The following is a 16759-nucleotide window of genomic DNA, read 5'->3' on the forward strand; positions in this document are numbered from 1 at the left end:
TCTCCACCGGCCTGGTTAAGCAGACGTTACGCGACCTGCCGCCGCTCGTCCTGCGGTGTCCCGACCGCCGGATCAGCGGGCGCCCCGCCACCAGCACCGGGCCGGCCGGGTGTCGGCCGGAGGGTGTCCGTCGTCTCGTCGGAGCCACCGGATCGACCGGCCGCCACTGGGGCAAGATGAGTACATGACCACCCTGCGTCTGGCCCTGTGCCAGGTCAACCCGACCGTCGGCGACACGGCCGGCAACGCCGAGCTGATCCGCGCCTGGACCCGTCGGGCCGCCGACGCCGGCGCCCAGCTCGTCGCCTTCCCGGAGATGGTGCTCACCGGCTACCCGGTCGAGGACCTGGTCTTCCGCCGTTCCTTCGTCGCCGCCTCGCAGGCCGCGCTGCACCGGCTCGCCGCCGACCTGGCCACCGACGGCCTCGGTGACCTGCCGGTCGTGGTCGGCTACCTGGATGCCGACGGCCCACCCCAGGTCAGCGGGGACGCGCAGCCCGGTCGAGGGGCGCGCAACGCCGCCGCGCTGCTGCACCGGGGCGAGGTGGTGGCCCGCTACTTCAAGCACCACCTGCCCAACTACGGGGTGTTCGACGAGGACCGCTACTTCGTGCCCGGCGACACCCTGACCGTGGTCCGGGTCGCCGGGGTGGACGTGGCGCTGACCATCTGCGAGGACCTGTGGCAGGCCGGCGGCCCGTTCGCGGTGGCCCGGCAGGCCGGCGTCGGCCTGGTGGTCAACATCAACGGCTCGCCGTACGAGCTGAACAAGGACGACGTACGGCTGCCGCTGGTGCGTCGCCGGGCCGTCGAGGCCGGTGCCCCGATCGCGTACGTCAACATGGTCGGCGGCCAGGACGAGCTGGTCTTCGAGGGTGACTCGATGATCGTCACCGCCGACGGCGACCTGCTCACCCGCGCGCCGCAGTTCGTCGAGCACCTGCTCGTGCACGACGTGGAGCTGGCCGGGGCGGGCCCGCACGCCGCCGAGACCGAGGAACTCGCCGACGGGATGCGGGTGCTGCGGCGTACCGTCGAGGGGGTTCCGGCGGCCCCGACCGGGCCGGCGGCCGACGGCGGCCTGATGGCGCCGGTGGCCGACGAGGCCGAGGTGTGGCAGGCGCTGGTGCTGGGTCTGCGCGACTACGTCAACAAGAACCGGTTCCCCTCGGTGGTGCTGGGCCTGTCCGGCGGCATCGACTCGGCGGTGGTGGCCGCGCTCGCCGTCGACGCGCTCGGGCCGCAGCGGGTGGTCGGCGTCTCGCTGCCCAGCCAGCACTCCTCGGAGCACTCCCGGGCCGACGCGGAGGATCTCGCCAAACGGACCGGCCTGGACTACCGGGTCGAGCCGATCCAGCCGATGGTGGACACCTTCCTGGCCAACATCTCGCTGTCCGGGGTCGCGGTGGAGAACCTCCAGGCCCGGGTCCGCGGGGTCATCCTGATGGCACTGTCCAACCAGGAGGGCCACCTGGTCCTCACCACCGGCAACAAGAGCGAGCTGGCGGTCGGCTACTCGACCCTCTACGGCGACTCGGTCGGCGGGTTCAACCCGGTCAAGGACGTCTGGAAGACGCTGGTCTGGCGGCTGGCGAAGTGGCGCAACGCCGACGCGGCCCGCCGCGGCGAGACCCCGCCGATCCCGGAGAACTCCATCGGCAAGCCGCCGTCGGCCGAGCTGAGCCCGGGCCAGCTCGACAGCGACAGCCTGCCCGAGTACGACGTGCTGGATCCGATCCTGATCGGCTACGTCGACGGCGACCTGGGCCGGGCCGGGCTGGTCGAGTCCGGCCACGACCCGGCGGTGGTCGACCGGGTGCTGCGGCTGGTGGACACCGCCGAGTACAAGCGCCGGCAGTCCGCACCCGGCACGAAGATCTCGATGAAGGCGTTCGGCCGGGACCGTCGCCTGCCGATCACCAACCGCTGGCGCGAGGACGGCTGAGCACCGCGGCCGGCCGGTTCACCACCCACTCCGGCCGGCTCCGCACCGGTCGGCGTCCCGGCTGGTCGGCGTCCCGGCGGTCGGCGCTCCGGCGGCGCTGCGGTGCTGCGGCGGGCGGTCGGCTTCACCCCGGCGGAGTGAAATCCTGCACTGTTCCCTGCCGTCGACCGGTCGCGCGGTGCGACGATCGCGGCAGAGCCCGGGGACCGCGACAGCGGCCTCGAGGAAAGGAGACAGTCATGGTGGAGTCCACCCCGACCGAGGTGACCGCCCTGTACGGCGGGCCGGCCACCCGCCGGGTCCGCACCCGCGACCTGATCGCCGCCAAGGAGCGCGGCGACCGGTGGGCGATGCTCACCTCGTACGACCAGTACACCGCCGCGATCTTCGACCAGGCGGGGATCCCCGCGCTGCTGGTCGGCGACTCGGCGGCGAACAACGTGTTCGGCTACGAGACCACCCTGCCGGTGACCGTCGACGAGTTGTTGCCGCTGGTCCGCGCCGTGGTCCGGGCGACCCGGCAGAGCCTGGTCGTCGGCGACCTGCCGTTCGGCTCGTACGAGGAGGGGCCGACGCAGGCGCTGCGCACGGCGGTGCGGTTCATGAAGGAGGGTGGCTGCCACGCGGTGAAGCTGGAGGGTGGCCGGCGCTGCGCCGAGCAGATCGCGGCCATCACCGGCGCGGGCATCCCGGTGATGGCGCACATCGGGTTCACCCCGCAGAGCGAACACACCCTGGGCGGCTACCGGGTGCAGGGGCGCGGCGACACCGCCGACGAGGTGCTGGCCGACGCGCGGGCGGTGGCCGGGGCGGGCGCGTTCGCGGTGGTACTGGAGATGGTGCCGGGCGACGTCGCCAAGCGGGTCACCGCCGAACTGGCGATCCCCACCGTCGGCATCGGCGCCGGCCCGGACACCGACGCCCAGGTGCTGGTCTGGCAGGACATGGCCGGGCTACGCACCGGGAAGGCCCCCCGGTTCGTCAAGCGCTACGCCGACCTGGCCGGGGCGCTGACCGAGGCCACCCGCCGCTTCGCCGACGAGGTACGCGGCGGCGACTTCCCGGCCGCCGAGCACACGTTCTGAGCGTGACGGGGGCGGTGGCGGCGGTGGCGACCGCTGTCCACCGCCCCCGTCACGTCCACTCACCTCCACCACCCCTGGTCCACCTCCCCGTCGTGTCCACCACCCCTGTCGTGTCCCACCACCCCGTCGTGTCCTCCACCCCTGTCGTGTCCTCCACCCCCGCGGGGCGGCGCTCCCGGCGCGGGCGGCGTTCCGACGGGTGGGGTGCCGCAGGACGGGACGGGCGACCACGGGCCGGGGAAAGCCGCTAGGGTTCCGCCCGTGAAGCCTGCCCGCTTGTCAACTGTCGCCCTGACCTGTGTCTTCGTGTTCGCCCTCGCGGCGTGCAGCGAAGAGGAGACGCCGACGACGGCGGCACCGTCGGCCTCCGCCACCACTGCCGCGCCGTCCGCCTCCTCTTCCACGGCAGCCGGGGATCCCACCGCCGCCGACCCGACCGCGGCCGCCGACCCGACCGCCGACAAGAAGCTCTGCACGGCGGCGAAGAAGATCGCCGACGAGACGAAGGCCGAGGTCGTGAAGGCCGCCACGTCGGGTGGCGACCCGAATCCGGCGCTGAAGAAGGCCTACACGGAGATGGCGACCGGACTGGCCAAGGCCACCGCCGGCAGCCCTGCCAGCGAGGCAGCCACCGCGCTGGCCGCGTTCGGCGTCGCCGCCGGCAGGGTGGCGACCGCCCCGGACATGGAAGCCGCCGCCGACCGTCCGGAGTTCCAGAAGACCAGCGCGATGGCGAACACCGCCTGCAAGAAGGCCGGCGTCGACATCAACTTCTGACCGCCCGCCCTCCACCACGCCCACGCCACCGCACCCGCCTCCGCCCCCACGAGCTGGGGTGCGGCGCTGTACGCCGAGATCTTGGCGGTATTCGGCCCCCCTGGGGGCACTTTCCCTCCAAGATCTCGGTAACAAGGCGCGCGGGTGGGGCGGGCGGCGGATCAGAGGTCGGTGACCCGGATGCCGGCGTGCGCCTTGTAGCGCTTGTTGATGGCGATCAGGTTGGCGGTGAACGCCTCGATCTGGTGGGCGTTGCGCAACCGCCCGGCGTAGATGCCGCGCATGCCGGGGATCCGGGCGGCCAGCGCGCCGACGACGTCGACCAGTTCCCGTTCCTCGGTGCAGATCAGCACGTCGAGGTCGATCCGGTCGACCTCCGGGTCGGCCAGCAACGGTGCGCTGACGTGGTTGAACGCCGCACAGACCCGGGAGTCCGGCAGCAGGGCCGCCGCCTGCTGCACGGCGCTGCCCTCGGCGACCGGCAGGGCGTACGGACCCTGCTTGTCGAAGCCGAGCGGGTTGACGCAGTCGACGACGATCTTGCCGGCCAGCGGCCCGGCCAGCGCGGCGACGGTGGCCGCGTGCCCGTCCCACGGCACCGCGACGACCACCACGTCGCTGCGACGGGCCACCTCGTCGTTGCCGGCACCGGTTACGTCGACCCCGGCGGGCAGCCCGGGCAGCGCGGCGATCTCCGCCGCCGCCTCGGCGGCCCGCTCGGCGGAACGGGATCCGATCAGCACCTGCTGGCCGGCGCGGGCGAACCGGTAGGCCAGCCCCCGCCCCTGGTCGCCGGTGCCACCGATGATGCCGACGGTCAGCCCGGACACGTCGGGGAGGGTGCTCGCGTCGTATGCCATGACGCCATCCTCGCAAACCGCCCGCGCCACCACCGGCGCACGGCGCTGTGACACTGGCCGCCCCGACCAACGGCCACCCGCAACGGCCGGCCACCCGCGACCGTCGGCCGCCCCCAGGCCGTCGCCGCCCCCACCAGCCGGCCGTACCAGCCATCGGCCGCCCGCGACCGTCGGCCCCCGACCATCGGCCGGCAACGACCATCGGCCGCACCGGCCCGGTGACGTCGCCGGGCCGGGAACGTCGCCGGGGGTGTTCAGGAGCGCTCGAAGAGGACCTTGCGTTCGACCGGGTCGGCGGTGACCAGACGGACGGTGACCCGTTCACCCAGGGGCAGCTCCCCGGTGCAGCGGGCGCGTACCGGGGGATCGTCCAGCGCCACCGTCCCGCCGGGGATCCGGCCGGGCTTCGACTGGCCGTTCGGGGGCGCGTCCACGTCCAGCACCGCCGCCGAGAACGTCTCCCCCACCCGGTGCTCCAGCAGCACCGCCTCGGCCAGCTCGATCGCCCCCCGGGTGGCGGTGCCCGCCGTACGGTCGGTCGAGGCCATCACCTCAGGCAGCCGGGGCAGCGCCGCACGTGCCCACTGCGGTACCGGGCGGTCCTCGTGCAGGGCCAGGCAGACCTCGGTGGCGTACCGGTCGGCCAGCCGGCGCAGCGGGGCGGTGACGTGCGCGTACGCGGCGGCGACCCCGCCGTGTTCCGGCTGTCCGGGCAGTTCCCCGTCGAACGCCGTGTACGCGGCACCGCGCATCAGCTCGGCCGCCTGGTCGACGAAGGCGGCGGCCCGGGGCTGCGAGGCGTCCAACCCGGCCAGCACCTCGCCGACCCGTACCCCGTCCGGCCAGTGCACGCCCAGCGGGGCCGCCGCCGCCCGCAGCCGGGCCACCGCCTCCGGTTTCGGCGGCGGCATGGTACGCAGCAGACCGATCCGGCCGGCGAGCATGATGTCCGCCGCCGCCATCCCGGTGAGCAGGGAGATCTGGGCGTTGTGGTCCTCCATCGGGCCGGGGCCGCGCAGCACCAGCCGCCAGCCGTCCCCGTCGGGCTCGACGTCCTGCTCGGGCAGCGGCAGGTTGATCGCCCCCCGGCGCAGGCCACGAGCGGTGAGCAGGGCACCGATCTCGGGCAGCAGCGCGATCGGCTCGGGCAGCCGGTCGGTGTCGGCGGCCACCTGCACCCCGGCGTAGTCCAGTTTGGCGCGGCTACGCACCAGGGCGCGTTCCAGTTCCACGGCGACGGTGGCCCCGTCGGCGTCGAGGTCGATGGTCCAGAGCACCGCCGCCCGGTCGACGTCGGGCAGCAGACTGGCGGCCCCCTCGCTGAGCGTGTGCGGATGCAGCGGCACGTTCCCGTCGGGCAGGTAGACCGTCTGGCCGCGCCGCCAGGTCTCCTCCTCCAGCGGGCCGCCGGGACGCACGTGGGTGGCGACGTCGGCGATGGCGTACCGCACCCGGTAGCCGCCACCGGGGCGGCGGCCGAGGTGCATCGCCTGGTCCAGGTCGCGGGAGGCGGCCGGGTCGACCGTGACGAACGGGATGTCGGTACGGTCGGCCGCGGCGGGCAGCGGGGCGTGCGCCGCCTCGTCCGCCTCGCGCTGCGCCGCAGCCGGGAAGCCGTCAGGCAGTCCCAGCTCGCGGCGCAGCGCGCCGAAGTCGATGCGGGGCGCGAGCACACGTCGGATGACCACGGGTCAATCCTGGCAGCGTGCCGCGTGATCCGCTCTCCGGCGGGCGGCCGGTGGTCTCCGTACGGTCAGCCGGTGGCCTTACCTGCCCGGGACCGGGCACCGGCCGGTGCGCCGGCCCGCGCCGCCGCGGTCCGGGCGGGGGCCTTGCGGGCGCTGGCCTTCGTGGCGACCGTCTTCGTGGCGACCGTCTTCTTCGCCGCCGCCTTGCGGGTGGTCGTCGCGCTCGTCTTCCTGGCCGGGGCCGTCTTCGCGGTCGACTTCGACGCGGGCGCCGTCTTCGCCGTCGACTTCCGGGCCGGCGCCTTCTTGGCCGGTGCCTTCCTGACCGTGGCGGTCTTCTTGGCGGGCACGGCCTTCCCGCCCGCCGTGGTCTTCTTGGCCGCCGTGGTCTTCCTGGCCGCCGTCGTCTTCCCGGCCGCCGTGGTCTTGGCCGCCGTGGTCTTGGCCGCCGTGGTCTTGGCCGTCGTGGTCTTCCTGGCTGCCGTGGTCTTCCTGGCGGGCATGGTCTTCGCCGCCGTCGTGGCCTTCTTCGCCGCCGCGCTCTTCGCGGGCGTGGACTTCTTCGCGGGCGTGGACTTCTTCGCGGGCGTGGACTTCTTCGCGGCGGTGCGGGCGGTCGCCGCGGTCTTCCTCGCCGCGGCCGCCGTGGTCCTCTTCGCCGCCGTGGTCTTCTTGGCCGCCGCGCTCCGGGCGGTCGCCGTGGTCTTCCTCGCCGCTCCGGCGGTCTTCCGGGCGGCGACGGTGGTCTTGCCGACGGCCTTCTTCGCCGGGGCCTTCCTCGCGGTCGACGTCGACGCGGCTGCCGTCGTCGCCGTGCTCCTGGCGGCCGGGGCCTTCTTCGCCGCCGACGTCGAGGCGGGGGCCTTCTTGGCGGGACTCCTGGTGGCCGGGGCCTTCTTCGCCCCGCCGGCCCTACCGGCCGCCGCCCTCCGGGCGGTGGTCGTACCGGCGGCCGGGGTCCGGCCGGAGCCGGCGCCCGCGGCGCTCGCCGTCGCCCGGCCAGCCGACACCCTGCGGGCCGCAGCCGTGGTGGTGCTGGAACGTCGGGCCGCGGTACTCCGGGTCGCGCCAGCGGTCCGCTCCGCCGCGGCGGTCCTCGTCACGGCCGGGCGGGTGGTGGCCTCTGTTGCTTCGGCCATCTCGGTTCCCTCCTTGGGGACATGCTCCCGCGTGCCTCCCCACGGAGGCACGGAGTCCTCGACGCGGGCCGTCCCGCGCCGTTCAGTTGCCCTCCCCGGCCCAGCGGGCGTCTTCGGCCTCCCACGCCTCGTTGCGCTCCTGCACCTTCTGCAGGGCGTTCTGCGCGTCGGCTGCCGAGGGATACGGTCCGAGAACGTGCTTGGCAGGGCACACGTCGGCATCGGTCTCGACCCGGTGGTGTCGGGTGCACCAGTAGTAGGGCCCACCACTTCCGCTGTCGTTCATGAGATCACTGTGCACCGGGCGCAGCCCGACCGCCACCGGATCGCCGCAATCGGTCACGACCACTTCCACAGTAGACGTGCTCGGACTTCCCGGGGGCAGAACCGCGAAACCGGCCCCGACCTGCCCGAGAAGCAGCCGGACGGCAGCCCGCGACCCCCGACACCGCCGGCCCCGCAGCTCGACCACCGTCGGATCGGGGGCCTCCGCCGATGTCGCGCGGCGTGGACACCTGGTAACAGGCCGCCGCGGGACGAACCATCCTTCGGCCTGCCCCTCTTGACCGGACAGCCGGCCGACAGTGCCCGGCCGGACAGGCCGATGCGGCGACCCCGGATGCGAGCGGATCGAGGTGTGTGCGAGCCTCGTCAAACCTCTTGCGGCGCCACCCCCCGCCCACCACGTGGGCAGAAAGACGAAGGGGCCAACGGCGGCGCCGCCCTGTCGAACCGGGAGAACACCACCGTGGCTAGCCTGGACGTCGCCCTGAAAAACGCGATGAGCATCGATGGAGCGATCGGGGTGGCGCTCGTCGACTACAGCAGTGGCATGACCCTCGGCGTGGCCGGCGGCACCGGCGAGATCGACCTGACCGTCGCCGCCGCCGGCAACACCGACGTCGTCCGCGCCAAGATGCGTACCCTGGAGATGCTCAAGATCGAGGACGAGATCGAGGACATCCTGATCACGCTCGGCAGCCAGTACCACCTGATCCGACCGTTGACCGGACGTACCGGCAAGGGTCTCTTCCTCTATCTGATGGTGAGCAAGAGCCGGGCCAACCTGGCCATGGCCCGGCACCAGCTGCGCACCATCGAGGAGAGCCTGGAACTGTGAGCGCCGACAAGACCGAGACCGCCCTGCCCCGCCGCTCCGCACGCCGCGCCAAGCTGCCGGCCGCCCGGCCGCTCCCGCCGTCGCTCGCCGGGGACAGCTCGTTGCCGTACCCGGCGATCAGTCGGGAGCTGGCGGAACTACGGCATCAGATTCCGGGAGTGCACGGCTGCGTGTTGGGCGGCGTCGACGGCCTGCTCATCACGCACAACCTCCAGAACGAGGTGGACCCGAACGACCTGGCCGCACTCGCCGCGACCACCTTCGGCCTCGGCCGGCAGGTCGGGATGCGACTGGGCCAGGGCGAGTTCCAGCAGTCCACGGTACGCAACCAGGAGGGCTACCTGAGCGTCTACGCGGTCAGCGAGCAGGCCCTGCTCGCCGTCGTCGGCACGGACGCCGTCAACGTCGCCCGGCTGCACCTGCACGCCCCGGGAGTGGCCAGCCGCCTCGCGGTGCTGCTGACCCGCGTACCGACGGACGCCTGACCCGGACGGCGGGGGCGGCGACGGACCACGTCGTGGCCCCGGCCGCCCGGCCGCAGACATTCTTTAACGGGCGAATCCCGCACTTGTCCACACTCTGCCGCACCACCCGACCAGATATCCTCGACCTGGCTTTTCCGAAAATATCACCACCGCCTCCAAACAGTAATCACAGACAGGTCGAAAACGCGCGACACAGCAACGACAATTGACCGCTTCAGTAACTGCGTCGACACATATTTCTGATCAAGTCGACGGATGCCACTCTCTGTACTCGCATCATCGACGCGAGCCACACGTCGGCCGCTTCTCCTCCTGTCAGGGCTGATCGCCCTGAGCATTCCCCTGGTAGCCGCACCGGCCGAGGCCGAGCGTACCGCCGCCGGCACCACCATGCCGACCTGCGCCTGGTCGTCGAAGTACGGGGCGACGAGCCTGAACGCCTACTGGCCGGACACCGCCGCCACCTACTGGTCGACCATCTACCCGGTCACGCCGGGTCTGGAAATCACCATCTCCGGGGTCTTCCCCGACGCGCGATACGCCTCTTTCAACGTGTACGACGACAAGCCCACCTACTTTATGCGTAATGGCGTCAGCTCCAGCATGCCCGACTACCTGATCACACCGGATCCGGGCAGCCTGAACCCATGGAAGTCCCCCGCCGCGCCGGGTGGCCGGTTCACCCTCACCATCAGCCCCGAGGTGGCGTTGGGACAGACCAACCGTCTGCCACTGGCCCGGGAGGACGCCCTGCCCGGCGCGAAGGCGTCGGTCATCTTCCGGGTCTACCTACCGACCGGTGGTGATGCGACGGTGGTGCTGCCCACCATCACCCTCACCCTCGACGGGGTGTCACAGACCCTGCCCCCCTGCACGTCGGGCGGAAGCACCCCCACCACCCCGGCACCGACCCCGGCCCGGGAGACGGCGAGGTCTGCCGACGCCGAGCCCGGCGGCCCCGGACATCCTGGCGGCCCCGGACACCCGAGCGGACCTGGACCCGGTGGACCGGGACATCCCGGCGGGCCGGGAGGGCCGGGACATCCTGGCGGACCGGGTGGACCCGGTGACGGACCGGGGCATCCCGGCGGACCGGGCGGACCTGGTGGACCCGGTGGACCGGGCGGACCTGGTGGACCCGGCGGACCGGGTGGGCCAGGTGGGCCAGGTGGACCGGGCGGGCCTGGGCATCCCGGTGGACCGGGGTTGCCGGAGGAGACCGGCCAGAAGCTCTTCACCCGGACGTCCGAGGTGGAGAACCTCGCGCCGAACCCGGACAACGCGTACCTCGGTACCTGGGTGACCCCGCCGGCAGCGGACCAGGTCATGGTGATCCGGGGCCGGGCGCCCCGTACCGTCTCCGGCAACCATCCCGGCGTCTGGCCGCGCCGCCACACGGACCTGCGGTACTTCTCGATGTGCACCAACCTGGGCGGCCAGGTCAAACCCGTCGTGATCAACCGGTTCACCGACGCACCGGCGAGCCTCGGCTGCCGCTACGACGACGACACCCGCCTAGACCGGCACGGCTACTACACGTACGTGCTCGGGCGGGAACAGCAGCGGACGGCGATCGAGGGGATCGAGGGGGCCACCTTCCTGCCGTTCTCCGTCTCCTACCCGGCGGCCCCGCACATGGTCCTGCTGCGGAACCTGATGCCGGTGGCCGGCTTCCCGCACGCCACCCAGAACGTGCCGGTGGACAGTTCGGCCGAGACCGCCGCGACGGTCATGGGGCCGCACTACCCCCTGCTGAAGGTGTGTTCGCTGGCGCTCCTCACCACCGACGGGCCACACGACTGCACGGTGTGACCTGACGCGGGCTCGTCGGGTGTCGACGTCGACCACGGACGACGTCGACGCCCGGACAGCTCAGGCTCGGCTTCGGTGCCCTGCCGCTTCCCGGTGGTCGTCCGTGGAGGACCACCGGGAGAGCTGTCCTGCCGGCCCGGCAGGAGAGGCGGCGAGCCGACCGGGTACGGAAAGGTCATCGATATCCTGCCGATTCGCGCGAAGCTGGGTCAGCTGGAGCCGCTACCGGCGTGTCCCACCCGGCAGGGCGGGGAGAACCAGGATCCGCAGGACCCGACAGCGCCACCCCCGACCGGCCAGCCGTCAGACCCCGCCGGCCCGTCACCCTCCACCCGCTACTGACGACCGATCGCCGAGAGGACACCGCAACGGGTCAGCCGGCAGCACGTACCACCCGACCACCGCACCCGGGTCAGCCCGGCCTGAAGGTGTGAAGATCGGTGTTGCGTACCAGATCACCCAGGCTGCTGGCCGTGAAGACCTTGCCACGCGTCGCCGTGAGCAGGTCCTTCAGGTCCTGGCGGCGGACGCCGAAGCCGCGACCGTCGATGCAGGCCACGACCTGGAACCCACGGCGACCGTCGGCGATCCGCTGGTCTCTCATGCTGGCGAGGCGCAGAATCCGCGAGACCTTGTCCCGCGCCGTTCCGTCGTCACCGGTGATCTTGGCCTCGATGATGACCGACGGCGCCAGCTCGTCGGGGACGAAGAAGTCCGGCGCCTGGTCGAAGCCCGGTACCCGTTCGGCTCGCCTGGTCTTTCTGAACGGGATGCGTTGGGAGGTCAACTGCTCCTCGATGGCGCTTTCCATCACGTCGCCCACGAGTTCCGACACGGAATCGCGATGGCTGGCGAACGGTCGACCCAGGTAGCGCTCGTACAACAGGACGGCGTACGGAACGTGCTGCTGCGCGACGTAGCGAACGCTCTCCAGGCCTTCCCTGGTGTCGATCTTGTCCAGGCGGTGGATCAAACCTTCGGGCGTCTCCTCCGCCCCGCTCGACAGGGCGCTACAGGCACTCTGCAGAAGGAGCGTGGTCCGCTCGACGGTGAGCGCCGTCCTGCCGGTGGAGGAGGTGAAGAACGCGTGGTTCCGCTTGACTCTGCCGTCGAGCCCCCGCGCCCAGTTGCTGGGCAGCCGTACGCCGGTCTCTTCGAACGTCAGATCTTCCCATTCCGGCGGGGAGATGCCAAGAATGCAGCGAATCGCCACCAGGGCCAGGGCATTCCTGCGGAGCGCGTTCCACAACCGGTCGACGCTGACGCCGGCGAAGCCGCCGGTCGCCTGCCGGACCGCCTCATAGCCGGCCAGGAACTCCTCATAGGCGACGAAGGCGGAACCGCGCGGCAGCAACATGAACTGGCTGGTGAGGTCAGCGAAGGTGACCGAGACCATGGCGTCCAGGTGCTCCAGCAGCTGGGCGTCCGAGAGTTGGTAGGGGCGGACGTCAGTCATGGGGTGGTTGTGACCTGCTTCCCGTGCTGACAGCAAGGCTGGCCATGTGAGCGGTGACGATGGCGATCCGATCCGGGACGGGGACGGACAGGTCCCAGTCGTCGACGAGGTCCCGCACGGTCTGACCCGCGATGTGGCCGGCCTGCAGGCACGCCACGTCGCCCCGGGTGCACGCGTAGTCCGCCGCCAGCATCGCCGCCACGTCCCGGTCGACCGCGGCGCCCAGATCGTCGGTGCGGTCGGGCAGGAGGGCGGCGTTGTCGGCGACGAACCCCGCGGACCTGCAAACGAAGATCGAGTCGAGGATCGACGACCCGGTGCCCGCGATGTGCAGGGAGGCGGCCATCTCGGCCGGTGCCGGCAGGGTGGCGGTACACGTCAGGCCCGCGTCGAGCAACGCCACGACGAGCGGGGCGTAGGCGGCCGGCTGGTTGTGGTGGTAGGTGAACACCAGCGGAGCGCCTTCCCTGAGCCCGGCCCGCATGCGCTGGAAAACCGCGCTGATGCCCGTCGTGAACTCGACGAGGCCCCGGTTCAGGGTGTCGTTCCCGGTCAACTCGTGTTCGGTGCGGGTCGATGCTCGCCTGAACGCCGGGATGTCATCGCCGAGCAGCTTGCGCAGCCACACGAAGCAGAAGTCCATCAGCTCCGCGTACTGGACGTTGTCGAAGTACGGCGGATCGGTGAAGACGCCGTCGAGCGAGCGACGACCCAGCGGTACCTCCTGGGAGGGAGCACAGTCCAGCCAGGCCTCCCCCCGCCGGGGCAGGCCGGCGACCAGGGCCGCCTCGGCGCTCTCCCCGCGAATGGGGAGCACCCGCTTCCGCCCGCCGTCATGCGATATCTCGAACGGCTGCTGGGCGTACCTCTTCGCCTTGCGGAACTTCTCGACGAAATGGATGAACGAGCCGGATCCCACCCGGGGTGTGCCCGGCAGGTTGTTTTCGCACGCGATGAGCCCGACCGGAAATCCATGGACCGAGAAGATGTCCTGACACTTCAGCGCGTAGGTGTCGTAGCGGCACAGCAGGTTCTGGTACCGCAGGAAGTCGCTGAAGACGGTCGCCAGGGCGTAGCGTTGACGCTGGTCCGGGACTTCACGGATCAGCCGCAGGAGGGTACGCAGGCCGACCAACTGACGGTCGTTGAACATCGCCCGGTACCGCTGGTATCCCCACCGGAGGAGCCGGTTGGTCTCGTCCCCCTCGGGGATCGCGTCGTCAGGAATGTCCCCGCCGTCGGCACCCAGGCGGCGGCCCGCCGCCTCGACCCGCTGGTGGTCCTCGCTGTCCGGCGTCTTGAACTGTCGTCCCTTGACGTTCGGGTAGCAGGTGACGCACTGGTACTCGATAGCGAAGAGACGGTGCTCGGGAGGGGTAGCCAGATGGGGCGCGAAGGCAAAGGTCGTCTGGCAATCCAGGCAGGTGGCCTTGCCGCGACTCGCGTTCCCCTTCAGGCTGGTGGCGCACTCCGGGCACCGCGGGTCCTTCGTGGCCCCCATCTCCCGCAACCGGTCGCAACGCGGGCAGTGGTACACCTCGCGCGGATGCCGCACGGCCTCGGCGATCCGGTAGCCGGGGAACAGCGAAACAACCGATGCACAATGCGGGCACCGGCACGTCTTGACCCAGAGGAAGTACTTGACGGTCGCGTCGCCGTCGCAGTGTTCACACCGCGTCTTGTACAGCTCGCCGAGCTCGTCGAGCAACTGGAGCCAGATCTTCTCTCCGACCGCCGCGAACTCGTCGAGGTCGATCTTTTCGATGCCCTGCCGCACCAGCCAGTAAGCCATCGGGTTCACGTCCCGACCAACGACACCCGCACCCAACCTGAGGGCCTCGAACATCGTCGTGCCGCCGCCCATGAACGGGTCGGCGATGACCGCGTCGATATTGTGCGGCTGCCAGAACTCCTCACTCACCTTCCCGTCCCCGAACTCGCTCAGCAGCAGGTTCCGGAAAAGGGTGCCGGGACGTCGGGCGAACCACTTGTGAATGCTGATGATGGGCCGGTAGCTTTGCTGAACCTGCTTCTCGCGCAACGCCAGGCGGGCGGTGAACGCCGCATCGAACCGGGATTCGAGCGCGAAGGGCTGCCGTGGGGGAGCCTCGTTCCGTGGCAAGTGACGCTTCTTCCGTACAGGCATGGCTGGCTGGGCCACAGGCATGGCGGGTAGGCCCGAAGGCTACACGGGCGGTCCGACAGCAGCGACGACGCAGGTCGTGACTCGCCAGCTACCAGGCGCCGCCAGGCTACCGGCTGCTGCCGCTGTCCCGCCAGGGACCGGCTCGCCACCCGCGCATCCCGTCTCCAAGGCGTCGTAGGGGCGTCGAACGCCGGCCGGCGCTGGCCCTGGGTCGGCTAACTCCTGTCTCGCTTCTTGCGAAGGTACGTCGCCACCAGTTTGGTGATAACGGCCGAGGCGACAAGAGCGATACCAACTGCGGGGACGGCGGTCATTCCGGCCGCCACGGCTATCGAAGCGACTGCGCTGCCGACAGTCGCAGCCGCACCTGCGGCCGCAGCCACCTTCTCGGACTGGGAGTGACCTTCAGTACCGTCCGATTCGCTCCTATTGTCGGTCATAGACTGCCACCCCCGCCCAAACTGCGCTCAAAAGAACGAGCACTCCGGAGGCATTGGCCACCAGGACCCATCCGAGCCCCCACCAACCCCAGGATTTGATCTCGGCATCAGGCCCGTAGGCGAATATCCTCAGGAAGAAGGGGAGGACGCTACAGCCGAAGAATATTGCAGCAAAGCAGAGGAACAGTTGTAGTTGAGGAATCTGCTTGCCTTGACTCGACGACACGACTATGGATCCAGAGAGTGCAAGCGCTGCAGCAATCACCCAATCAGACCAGAAGAGGGCGTCATCCAGACTCAAGCCGTGATTCTTGCCCGCATGGTTGGTTCGACTCAGGCCTTTCATGACAAGCTGGAGCGCTGCGGTACCAAGTGCCATGACAACAGTGGTAATGACTTCTCTCAGTCGAATCACCCCCTCTTGATAGCTTCGCGGCATCCTCCGACAGTTGGATCCACCCCGGCAACCCAAGCCGAGATAGACAACCCGCCGCCTACCGACCCTTGCATCGATAGCGGGTGAGTCGCAACCTACGGACAACCAGACGGCGCATTTGTCAAAAACTTGACAACATCTCGTATCGCATCTCGCGGGCTGCAGATTGATCGCGGGAGCGACCCGGTAAGACTCTATGCTGTCTGGTCACGAGGGCCAGTAGAACTGGATTCAGAGGCAGGACCACAACGTTCGCCTGGTAGATGAACCTTCAAGATCGCAGAGAAAGCGATAACGGCTACTACTCGCCAGCGTTTCGTGGAGCACCATGGGGCGAGAATGGAGGAAAGGGGGCAGGCCCGGGTTCGCGGCGGCCAGGTCGTAGGGCATTTACATGAGCGAGACAGCAAGCCCGGCCGGTGGTAAGCCGCGGACAGGCGTCGGGACACCGCCCCGGTGCGGACCGCAGATCAGTCCAGGGCCAGTTCATCCGGGTGGCGCTCACGAAGCGCAGCGACCGCATGGCGCAGGCAGGCCCATCCAATCCGGGGATGGGACCACGAAGGCCGGTACGGAAGCCGTCGCCCCGGCCCCGTCGAGGTCGGAGCTTCCGCCTGCCGCGCCGATCCAACCCCGGGACCGGCTTGCCACCGGCTCATCCCGTCGCGGTACCCGGCTCCACGGCCAGGACGCACCCGGCCCTCCCCACAGCCGGCGGCCCTCCACCCGGAACCCCACCCGCCGGCCCCGCACAGGCCCACGACGATGCAGCACGACCGACCGGAGGCGAGGGGCAACTGAGTCAGCGCTCAGGGCGTCAAACGCCGGCCAACGTTGACCAAGAACGACCAGCGACGCCCGAACATAGAACCAGCTCAGAGCCATGATCACGGCTCTGAGCTGGTGGGCGACGGACGAGTCGACCTGTACGCCGGATTCTGTGCGCGGCGCGTACCCCTTACGAGGTCCGCACCGGCGGCGGCCATCCATCTCGGCCTGCCGTCGCCGACAGGCTCCTGCGGCCTACCCGCAGACATCGGGCGGGCAGCCCTCAAGCGTCTGCGCCGGGTCGTCAACTTGCGGTGACGCCCTTGCTTGGCCTTGCTCCGGGTGGGGTTTACCGAGCCACCCCGGTCACCCGGGGTGCTGGTGGGCTCTTACCCCACCGTTTCACCCTTACCGTCCCCGAGTGGGGTCGGCGGTCTGTTTTCTGTGGCACTGTCCCGCGGGTCGCCCCGGGTTGCTGTTAACAACCACCCTGCCCTGTGGAGTCCGGACGTTCCTCGGCGGCGGGCCGCAGCCCGCCGACGCGACCGCCCGGTCGACTCGTCCGTCGCGCTCCCATCCTAACGAGGTGCCGGCGGGACGCG

The 16759-nt window shown here is 70.7% G+C and carries 13 protein-coding genes and 1 other RNA gene; 6 read left to right on the forward strand and 8 right to left on the reverse strand.

Annotated elements, in window-relative coordinates; translation table 11 throughout:
• Nucleotides 1–184: 184 nt before the first annotated feature.
• The 3 genes from O7625_RS29545 to O7625_RS29555 all read left to right on the forward strand — a co-directional run bounded on the left by O7625_RS29545 (nucleotide 185) and on the right by O7625_RS29555 (nucleotide 3807).
• The gene (locus O7625_RS29545; RefSeq protein ID WP_282343198.1) at nucleotides 185–1945 is read left to right on the forward strand and encodes an NAD+ synthase; all 1761 of its coding nucleotides are present in this window, start codon (nucleotides 185–187) and stop codon (nucleotides 1943–1945) included.
• A gap of 239 nt (nucleotides 1946–2184) precedes the next feature.
• Complete coding sequence (gene panB, locus O7625_RS29550; protein WP_282343201.1) at nucleotides 2185–3030, forward strand: 3-methyl-2-oxobutanoate hydroxymethyltransferase; 846 nt, start codon at nucleotides 2185–2187, stop codon at nucleotides 3028–3030.
• 261 nt (nucleotides 3031–3291) lie between these two features.
• Nucleotides 3292–3807 carry a hypothetical protein gene (locus tag O7625_RS29555; protein WP_282343203.1) on the forward strand — a complete coding sequence of 172 codons (516 nt, stop codon included), beginning with the start codon at nucleotides 3292–3294 and terminating at the stop codon, nucleotides 3805–3807.
• A 161-nt stretch (nucleotides 3808–3968) separates the two neighbouring features.
• Here the strand turns inward: O7625_RS29555 and npdG are convergent, their stop codons facing one another.
• From npdG to O7625_RS29575, 4 genes are all read right to left on the reverse strand, one after another.
• Nucleotides 3969–4667 (reverse strand): NADPH-dependent F420 reductase, encoded by a 699-nt coding sequence (npdG, locus tag O7625_RS29560; RefSeq protein ID WP_282343205.1) that lies wholly within the window; start codon nucleotides 4665–4667, stop codon nucleotides 3969–3971.
• 254 nt (nucleotides 4668–4921) lie between these two features.
• Nucleotides 4922–6355, reverse strand: a complete 1434-nt coding sequence (locus O7625_RS29565) for an RNB domain-containing ribonuclease (protein ID WP_282343206.1) — start codon at nucleotides 6353–6355, stop codon at nucleotides 4922–4924.
• A gap of 65 nt (nucleotides 6356–6420) precedes the next feature.
• On the reverse strand, nucleotides 6421–7494 hold the full coding sequence (locus O7625_RS29570) for an HU family DNA-binding protein (RefSeq protein WP_282343207.1): 1074 nt from the start codon (nucleotides 7492–7494) through the stop codon (nucleotides 6421–6423).
• 82 nt (nucleotides 7495–7576) lie between these two features.
• Nucleotides 7577–7849 (reverse strand): hypothetical protein, encoded by a 273-nt coding sequence (locus O7625_RS29575; RefSeq protein ID WP_282343209.1) that lies wholly within the window; start codon nucleotides 7847–7849, stop codon nucleotides 7577–7579.
• Nucleotides 7850–8242: 393 nt separating this feature from the next.
• Between O7625_RS29575 and O7625_RS29580 the strand changes: the two genes are divergently transcribed.
• From O7625_RS29580 to O7625_RS29590, 3 genes are all read left to right on the forward strand, one after another.
• Nucleotides 8243–8614 (forward strand): hypothetical protein, encoded by a 372-nt coding sequence (locus O7625_RS29580; RefSeq protein ID WP_067306011.1) that lies wholly within the window; start codon nucleotides 8243–8245, stop codon nucleotides 8612–8614.
• On the forward strand, nucleotides 8611–9099 hold the full coding sequence (locus O7625_RS29585) for a roadblock/LC7 domain-containing protein (RefSeq protein ID WP_084261209.1): 489 nt from the start codon (nucleotides 8611–8613) through the stop codon (nucleotides 9097–9099). Before O7625_RS29580 ends, O7625_RS29585 begins: the two co-directional genes overlap by 4 nt.
• Nucleotides 9100–10305: 1206 nt before the next feature.
• Nucleotides 10306–10911 carry a hypothetical protein gene (locus O7625_RS29590; protein WP_282343214.1) on the forward strand — a complete coding sequence of 202 codons (606 nt, stop codon included), beginning with the start codon at nucleotides 10306–10308 and terminating at the stop codon, nucleotides 10909–10911.
• Nucleotides 10912–11323: 412 nt separating this feature from the next.
• On the opposite strand, the gene O7625_RS29595 is transcribed toward O7625_RS29590, so the two are convergent.
• From O7625_RS29595 to rnpB, 4 genes are all read right to left on the reverse strand, one after another.
• Nucleotides 11324–12367, reverse strand: coding sequence for a hypothetical protein (locus O7625_RS29595; protein ID WP_282343217.1), 1044 nt, complete (start codon nucleotides 12365–12367; stop codon nucleotides 11324–11326).
• Nucleotides 12360–14489, reverse strand: coding sequence for a hypothetical protein (locus O7625_RS29600; protein ID WP_282343218.1), 2130 nt, complete (start codon nucleotides 14487–14489; stop codon nucleotides 12360–12362). Before O7625_RS29600 ends, O7625_RS29595 begins: the two co-directional genes overlap by 8 nt.
• A 450-nt stretch (nucleotides 14490–14939) precedes the next feature.
• Nucleotides 14940–15332 (reverse strand): hypothetical protein, encoded by a 393-nt coding sequence (locus O7625_RS29605; RefSeq protein WP_282343220.1) that lies wholly within the window; start codon nucleotides 15330–15332, stop codon nucleotides 14940–14942.
• Between the two features lie 968 nt (nucleotides 15333–16300).
• Nucleotides 16301–16718, reverse strand: an RNA gene (rnpB, locus tag O7625_RS29610) — RNase P RNA component class A.
• Between the last annotated feature and the right edge of the window lie 41 nt (nucleotides 16719–16759).

Origin of the sequence: Micromonospora sp. WMMD714, from assembly GCF_029581315.1 — a bacterium.
Taxonomy (GTDB): domain Bacteria; phylum Actinomycetota; class Actinomycetes; order Mycobacteriales; family Micromonosporaceae; genus Micromonospora; species Micromonospora rifamycinica.

Bases quoted from the DNA above. Each gene is read 5' to 3' on its own strand.
- O7625_RS29605 (WP_282343220.1), bottom strand. From the start codon at position 15,332: ATGGCACTTGGTACCGCAGCGCTCCAGCTTGTCATGAAAGGCCTGAGT.
- O7625_RS29595 (WP_282343217.1), bottom strand. From the start codon at position 12,367: ATGACTGACGTCCGCCCCTACCAACTCTCGGACGCCCAGCTGCTGGAG.
- npdG (WP_282343205.1), bottom strand. From the start codon at position 4,667: ATGGCATACGACGCGAGCACCCTCCCCGACGTGTCCGGGCTGACCGTC.
- panB (WP_282343201.1), top strand. From the start codon at position 2,185: ATGGTGGAGTCCACCCCGACCGAGGTGACCGCCCTGTACGGCGGGCCG.
- O7625_RS29570 (WP_282343207.1), bottom strand. From the start codon at position 7,494: ATGGCCGAAGCAACAGAGGCCACCACCCGCCCGGCCGTGACGAGGACC.
- O7625_RS29545 (WP_282343198.1), top strand. From the start codon at position 185: ATGACCACCCTGCGTCTGGCCCTGTGCCAGGTCAACCCGACCGTCGGC.